The sequence below is a fragment of the Mesorhizobium sp. P3_A2 genome, assembly GCF_056403115.1.
In genome coordinates this window covers 1-7,262 of record NZ_JBFUGC010000032.1, presented here as the reverse complement: position 1 = coordinate 7,262, position 7,262 = coordinate 1, and the positions used below count along the sequence as shown (strand labels likewise).

At 57.1% G+C, this 7,262-nt stretch carries 8 protein-coding genes and 1 pseudogene; 5 read left to right on the top strand and 4 right to left on the bottom strand.

The window, feature by feature from the left end:
• Positions 1 to 220 (bottom strand): hypothetical protein (locus AC1DXM_RS31685; RefSeq protein ID WP_477239469.1); only part of this gene is annotated, 220 nt, incomplete at its 3' end.
• Between the two features lie 342 nt (positions 221 to 562).
• Positions 563 to 925, bottom strand: coding sequence for a hypothetical protein (locus AC1DXM_RS31680; protein WP_477239467.1), 363 nt, complete (start codon positions 923 to 925; stop codon positions 563 to 565).
• Between AC1DXM_RS31680 and AC1DXM_RS31675 the strand changes: the two genes are divergently transcribed.
• Positions 924 to 1,232 carry a DUF1236 domain-containing protein gene (locus tag AC1DXM_RS31675; protein ID WP_352591566.1) on the top strand — a complete coding sequence of 103 codons (309 nt, stop codon included), beginning with the start codon at positions 924 to 926 and terminating at the stop codon, positions 1,230 to 1,232. The genes AC1DXM_RS31680 and AC1DXM_RS31675 overlap by 2 nt on opposite strands.
• Before the next feature lie 176 nt (positions 1,233 to 1,408).
• A pseudogene (locus AC1DXM_RS31670) lies at positions 1,409 to 1,725 on the top strand (low affinity iron permease family protein).
• 335 nt (positions 1,726 to 2,060) lie between these two features.
• Here AC1DXM_RS31670 and AC1DXM_RS31665 read toward each other — a convergent pair.
• The gene (locus tag AC1DXM_RS31665) at positions 2,061 to 2,219 is read right to left on the bottom strand and encodes a hypothetical protein (protein WP_352591557.1); all 159 of its coding nucleotides are present in this window, start codon (positions 2,217 to 2,219) and stop codon (positions 2,061 to 2,063) included.
• Between the two features lie 188 nt (positions 2,220 to 2,407).
• On the opposite strand from AC1DXM_RS31665, the gene AC1DXM_RS31660 reads away from it, so the two are divergent.
• The 3 genes from AC1DXM_RS31660 (at position 2,408) to AC1DXM_RS31650 (ending at position 6,804) form a co-directional block, all read left to right on the top strand.
• Complete coding sequence (locus AC1DXM_RS31660; RefSeq protein ID WP_477239465.1) at positions 2,408 to 2,890, top strand: DUF982 domain-containing protein; 483 nt, start codon at positions 2,408 to 2,410, stop codon at positions 2,888 to 2,890.
• A gap of 1,453 nt (positions 2,891 to 4,343) precedes the next feature.
• Positions 4,344 to 4,637, top strand: coding sequence for a hypothetical protein (locus AC1DXM_RS31655; RefSeq protein WP_477239463.1), 294 nt, complete (start codon positions 4,344 to 4,346; stop codon positions 4,635 to 4,637).
• Positions 4,638 to 6,621: 1,984 nt separating this feature from the next.
• Positions 6,622 to 6,804: a hypothetical protein gene (locus AC1DXM_RS31650; RefSeq protein WP_477239461.1), complete on the top strand. Its 183-nt coding sequence runs from the start codon at positions 6,622 to 6,624 to the stop codon at positions 6,802 to 6,804.
• Positions 6,805 to 6,866: 62 nt separating this feature from the next.
• Here the strand turns inward: AC1DXM_RS31650 and AC1DXM_RS31645 are convergent.
• Positions 6,867 to 7,262 (bottom strand): recombinase family protein (locus AC1DXM_RS31645; protein ID WP_477239459.1); only part of this gene is annotated, 396 nt, incomplete at its 5' end.

Sequence of the window (7,262 nt, the reverse complement as noted above, 5' to 3'; positions counted from 1 at the left end):
GCCTTCGCCGAGCGAGTTTGTGAGCGGCCTCGGCAAGGTGATTGCCATACGCTTCGGCGACGAATGCAAGGGTCATCAGGTCGATCAAGAAATCGTCGACTGCGCCCGCGACCACGTTTGACCGCCGCTCAATTTCAAGCACCAGGGTCCGTGCCTCTGCTAACGCAGCCTGCGGATCGCCCGCCTCGAGTAGCGCTTCAAGTCTATCGAAAACCTTCACCTAACCCCCGCGAGTTCGATCCGCGCGCACTGTCGATGCATGTGGAGAATTTAAGGGTTCATCGAGGACGAAAGAAGCTGCAATTAGGTCATCGCCGTCAATGCGGCCGCTCTCTCCACCCATGATGGTTGCGACCTTCTGAAAGGTCTTGATGTCTGCCTCTGTGATGCGTGCATCGCGCATCCTAGCCCTGAGCGAGGCCAATCGGGAAACCGAACTTGAATAGAGGCAGATTGTTCCTGTCATGGGTCTTCAGTCCGAAGTGCAGTAGACTAAAGGCCTACCTCGCGTAGACCCTAGCCCGTGGGTGGAACGCTATGTAGCGGCGACCGTTATACAAATCTAAGCAACTAAATAGGAGTGGAAGTAATGGCTGACGGCCCAACTGTTGTTAATTCTGGCGGAGGCGGCGGCACTGCGATCGCTGTTGTTCTTGGGCTTATTGCAATCGTAGTCTTGCTGATATTTACCGGAGTCATCAATATCCACGGCGACGGTGGCAAGGATATCAACGTCAAGGTTGAAGCTCCAAAGGTTGAAGCTCCAAAGGTGGAAACTCCAAAGGCGGAAGCTCCGGCCGCACCGGCGAAGCCTGCGGAACCAGCCCCGGCGCCAGCTGCCCCAGCGCCAGCGCCGACTAACGGCGGCTGACCTACTCACGTCCGAGACCTCGAACTGACCTACAACTGAAAAGGAAAATATCATGACCAAATATTTCGTCAGCGCCGCCGGCGCCCTTGTGCTTATGGCAGGCATCGGAACCTCCTTTGCCGAGGACGTCGTTGTCCTGAAGCCCGAACAGCAGACCGTCGTTCGCGAATATATTCACAAGCAGAAACTTGCATCGGTCAGCCTGCTCGGCGTCGAACTCAATGTCGGTACGGCACTTCCCGATACCGTCGAGCTTCACACGATCGACGTCCCAGACGTCCGCTACAAGTACACGGTTGTCGGAGATCATGCGGTCCTCGTTGATCCCGATACACGCAAGGTCGTGCAGATCATCGAGTAATACGAAATGCCCGCCGCTCCAAGCAGGGGCGGCGGGTTTCCTGCAGAGAACCTAAGAGGAGGATGTCCAATGCTTCGTGACAAGGAGACCTGGTTCCTGGAAGCGAGCTGGCTCGCGGCGGTGCCTATTTCCGTCACCATCACCGCACTCGTCGTCTTCTTGACTTCTGCCTGGACATGAACCGCTTCCTTTTTGTAATGGGGGACTTTCTATCCCGCCCTCCGGGTTTTTATTTCTTGCTCATAGCCATGCTGCTCTGCACGGCGCTGGTCCCATTCGGCCTGACAAATGTCGTCACTTACGCATTGTCGGTTGCAGCGATTGTAATGACCGGGGTAGTTCTAATCCAAGGATATCGCGACACAGCCGCTATCCACGCAAAACTTGATAGATCATTGTTTGGCTGAGGGAGACAAGGAACGACGTCGTCGGATTAGAGCATGCCGAGCCTGAGGAGATTCGGGAAAAGAAGAGGCACTCGCACGGCAAGTAGGATCTACGTGACGCTTGGTTGCAGGTTTCACGAGGAGGACGCGTAGCCATGCCGATCAGACGAAAAGCTGTGGACGCGGGGATTTTTGATCCTGCCGAGTTGGCTTTGCTGGGCCGAGTTTTCGAACAGCTGAAATTCGCAGACCAATCCGCTGATGCGCAAGGCACACTGGGCTCTCGGATCATCGCCCTATATGGCCGGCGTGGTTGATGAAGCGGAGCTGATTACGCTTTCAAAGGTACCGCTCGGCCGCTAAGGGAGGTTCCCGGATCGAACCGGTTTTTATTCTGCAACCAATCCCATGAAGGCCACTGACAAGCAGAGCAACCCCCGCGCTACTTCTTAGTGATGTTGCCGTTGTTCAGATCGAAGGCTTCAGCGCCGCGCGTTTGGGCGTAAAAATCGTCCTGCAGTGCTCCCCATTCCCCGAGGTAACCACCGCACTTACTGCAATGAATCGGCGTGTGCTCTTCAGCACCCTCGGGAATGTCCATCTGGATCGTCCCGCACGCCTTACAATCCAGTTTGTGGTCGAGCCGCTTGTTATCCATTGGATGGGTTTACCGATTGCCGGGCGACCCGTCTACACGCCTATTGACGCATGGTCCGATGTGCTTTTCTCGCGGCGACCGGAACGAAAATAGTGCTCCTCGTTCGGTTCTGGCCTCCCCAGGGGTATTCCATGCACGACCCGTTTTTCGCAATTCCAATCATGGTTGAAACGGAAAAGGTGGGGGAGTTTCGCAACGTGAACAGCGTATCTGAGGTCGCCATTTTCATGATGGAGCGCTGGCCGGAATCGCACGGGCCAAGGTATCGGGCTGCACTTCAGGCCTGCACGGGCCCTCTGAGCACAGCCGAAGACGTTGAGAATGCTCGACGTGCCTTTCTGACGGCTGCCAAGGAAGCTGGCCTGAAGGTGAAAGCTGTTTCGGTACAGGACGATGCTCCATTGCCCCGCTCACTTGAGCAGCCCAAGTCGTCCTACATCGGCGATCAGAAACGACGCGACCGAGGGGATAGGGAGGAGCAGGAGGATTTTCTCGTCCGGTTCCTCGCGCGCGAAACGGGTATCACCGAGGCGCAGGCACGTGAACTGATCAAAGTGATTGGCACGGATCGATCATCATTGCTGCGAGAGGCCAGAATATTGAAGGCGCGGTAGCCATGCAAGGCGCGGTGCCTATTGGTCCACCAGGACGCCGCCGGTATGGCAGATCGAGTTCTAGGAGAGAGGAAGGGCCTTGCCACCCCGTAAGCGAACATACCGACTACAGATCATGCTCAGTGCCGAGGAACTCGCGGTGCTGGACGCTTGGCGGTTTGAGAAAAGAATGCCGAGCCGTTCTGACCCGGTGCGGGAGTTGATTCGCCGAGGTCTCGCCGCGCTCGGAGATGGCGCAGAGGGAGGAGCCCGTTCGGTAGACTATGGGGTTCTCGGTCCGCCAGGCGACTAAAGCCGAGCGCCGTCCGATTTCAGCAGAGATTTGTCGGCTTGGAGGATCTTGCACCGCAAGCTGGCCGGCTGAACCCGGTCCATGGATCGCCAACCATATCCCGAAACGGCTACGGCGGACGCAGTGTCCATATCAAGCGCGAGGAGATCGACGAAGAAGTTGACAGTCTTTATCGAACGCTTGTTGATGCCGTCGTGCACATCGAATCCGATATTCCAGGGATGACGTCAAATCACGCCTCTCCAAGGTGCTGGGCTACCTGAGTGCGAGTTCGTTTCGCTGTCGCAACCCAAGGATGAAGTCCAGACAGTTTTATCGATCTTGTCCACGTTTGGATAACTATGCTTGGCGATTGCACCGGACTTTGGTCTGAAGCCGGATCGGACCAAGTACCATCGCAATAAAAGCGATAGTCTTACACTTGGGAATACACGGAACGGCTTAAGGTTAAGGCAGTTGTTTCTCCAGATTCGGAGAAACCAGATGGATAAAAGTGTTGGCCAAGCGCGGTGGTTGCTCGCGCCAATTTTCGTGACAGCCGTCACCTTTCTGGTGATGGGCATGGTGCTTGGCTGACATGTCGTGGATCGGTGCTGGCGAGTCCTTAAACTTCACCGCGCGCCGGACTCGCTCGTATCGCAGGCGGTGCGCTTTGTTTAGAGTTGGCAACTTTGGGAGGCCTAAAATGGATCGGCGATCTTTCTTGACGGCAATGTTTGGCATTGCAGGGGCGGCGGCCTTTGCAAGCGCGGTTCGGCCTATCAACGCAGTGGCCGGTATTCCAGGGGCTAAAAGCGGCATTCTCGATGAACTCGACACCCAGGCGGAAGTGGAGCCGGTCAACCATAGGCGCTACTACGACCAAGATTACGACCCAGATTACTACTACCGCCGCCACCGCCGCCACCGCCGCCGGCGGGGCTGGAGACGGGTCTGCCGTAGTTATTGGCGACATGGTCGCCGGCGCGTCCGTTGCTACCGCAGACGTGGTCCCTCCGTCGTATTGCGATTTTAGTTAGGGGCTATTGCCCCACGGCCCGTTCCGGCTCAATCGTCCGGAACGGGCAAACAGTCATCGATTTCAGCGTCGGTTCATCGCCATGGTGAAAAGATTCCACAAGCGGTCTTGACGCGCGAGGAATTTGTTCCTTTTCTGTTCTCATGGCGCATGAACCGATCGACACGCTGGGCAAGGCAACCCGGCACAACATGCTTGTGAAGGCGGGGTGCACCTGTGGCAACGTCTTTTACTGCCGCTCGGCCGACCTGATGATGGTCTATGGCGGCGGCGTTGACCCGTTGCGCCTGAAGTTCGACTGCAGCCGATGCAAGCCGAACATCAAGATCACGCTTCTGGAAGTTCACCCTGAGCATCTGCCAAAGCGCCTAATGATCCATAAGCCAATGAAGGTGGGCGACAAAATCGTGTGGCACACAGAGCGGTTTCGAGGATAAGCATGGCTAGAACAAAACCTTCCAAGCAGCTATCGCGGAAAGTGCCTTCTGATTGCAGCCGAAGCGCTGCACAAGAGCATCGTCGGGCCGCCGCTGGCATACCACAGCGAGCACTACCGCGCTCTTCGCGAGGTCATGAGCCGCTGCTGAAGTCGATTGAGAAGATCATCGGGAAACGGGCTCTATTCTTCCAATGGGGCACCACCGGCCGGTTCACCCTCCGACTTGACGCGGAACATTAGCCGTCTCTAAAAGTTGAGCCTTGCGGCGGAAGGAGCCCTCCATCGCTCGCCGAAGATCGGGCCTCCGATCGGCCCGCGTAACTCCCGAAAGAGTGCGGGCTTTCAAACTCTATCAGGAGCCCGCATGACCGACAAGCCGACCGCAGTAGGCCTTTACCGATGTCCGGGAAATCCACCATCTGCATGTATCATGGAGGGTTGCAGAGGCCCAAGAAACCTATCGAGCGGCGAAGCACAAGCCCGACTTTGACGCGTTGCCCTGGGAGGCCGACTATACGGCCGCTAGCCAAGAGGGCCTGGGTTAGACCCCATATAGTCATCGAGCATTCATGTTGATGTCGGAAGGTGGAAGAAGCGTCCGGTCCCGTCACTTCGCCGGTCGGCTCCCCACGCGCGGAAGCGCTCCATTTACGACTGTCGCGACTGGAGGGTTCTTTAAAGCGAAGGGCCTCTGATGGGATCGGGGAAGACTTGGCATCGTTCCTGCAAGTCTCGAATAGCCGGCTAACCCCGTCCCTGATTTGTGTGACAAATCGGGACGGGCTCGTCGGCAGTTGGGGTTGGGGCCAACATCCGGCGAGTTCCGGTCCACAATGGGACAGTAGCTGACACGACGTCTGGCCGAGAATTATGTCCCGGCTCAGGTAAGCAAGCATGGATAGTGAAATGCCAAAGTATGTTGTCGAGAGAATGTTGGGAGAGACCGTGCAGACCAGCGAGGAGATCGACGCGCCGTCGCCTTTCAGGGCGGCGTCCGACGCCACAGGTCGGTCGATTTCGATCTGGGACGGTGAAAATGCATACGTGCGGATCTCCCAAGCCGGAGTACACCGCACGTTCGCTTTTGTCTGTCGGTATTAGGCAGGACGCAGGTGCCGGCGCCTAAGCAGGTGGGTTTGGGGTTTACCTGTCTAGGCGCCGGCCCGGCGGATTTTAACCCACCGCTGTAGGACCTAGCCGACTTTCGACGTACCTTCTTCATGCGTTTAACCCGGAGATCGAACTTGCTCCGTAAGGAGCCGCCGCGCGGAGCGCGCCTACCACACTCCTCCCATGAAATCCGACGGCTTAGTCCTTCAGTCTTAGTTGAGCTTGCGCTAATATGCCTTTAGCTTGGGCAGGGCGGGAACTATGGACATTTGGTGTTCGATGGTAGGGCATCGGGCCTGTTCGCCGCATCGTCGGAAGGGCTGTCCTAAATGCTCTCAACTGTATTGCGGGAAAAGCTGGTTTGCGAATGCGGTCGCACCGGGTATTTGAAATTACGAGAAGACGATCAGCCCCTCAGCGGCACTTGGGAATCCTACAGCTTGGATTGGGTTTCGAGGCCGGCAGCCTGACGATCACCAGTTCGGGAAATATTCCGGGCGACAAGTTGGCCTTGTCCTCAATGCAGTTAGTGGGGCAAGGTGAAGTATGCCAACCGTGCCTGAGTGACGGCGATCTGGGAACCAAAGACATGACACGCTGGGGGCCTTTTAACGTAGTCGCTCCCGGGAACGCTAGTTGCGAGCCGCGACATCGCCGGTGGGCGCGGACGACTGAAAAGATAGCCATGCTGACGGCGGATGGAAGGCAACCACTTGGTGGATGGTAGCCTGAGCCGTACGCGCAATTGCCACACGTACGTCGTCCCCATCGCCACAAGTCGGCAATTCAACAACCGGACGTCGGATTATTCGTATGCAAATCAATTTTGCGACGCTATGGATGCTTCCTCAACGTCAGCTTTGGGGATTAGCATGGCTCCGCACGGACAGCATGCCGTTGAAATTGTCGCAGGCAATACGTGGTCGGTTCGCGTCACCTTCAATGGCGTCACCAAAACCGTTGCCTTTACAGCTGAAAGCTACGCTCGCTCCTATGCTGACGGGCAGGCTTTTCGGCTTGGTGTTGAGGTGGTCAAGGTTAGGAAGAGCGCCTAATACCTTCGGCTGGAAGCCACCTGGGAAGGAGCACCCCGCTCTGGCTTCATTTTTCCCGCTTATCAAAGCTCATCTACAGAGCGCGCCAGAATGTTTCGCACATTCGAGACTTGCCACTGTCCGCCGCGGGCTGTTCGAACGCGTCGGTTGTTCAGCGCAGTTGCCACCCCTCGCAAGCTGGTGATGCCGGAGCGACGAATGGACTCGATGGTCGGAAGGATGGTCTCGGCGAAACGATCGGCCGCCTCCACCGAGATCTGTCGCCCCTTGGCGGCCGCCTGTGCGGAATTGGTTGGATTGCCGAGTTTCCTGCCGGTCATCTTGCGAGAGGCGAGGGCGGCTTTGGTGCGCTCCGAGATGAGACGTCGCTCTTTCTCGGCCAGTGCCGCATAGAGGTGCAGCATGAAAGGGTCGGCATCGGCTCCGAGTTCGGCGACGATGAATGGGACATGGGACGC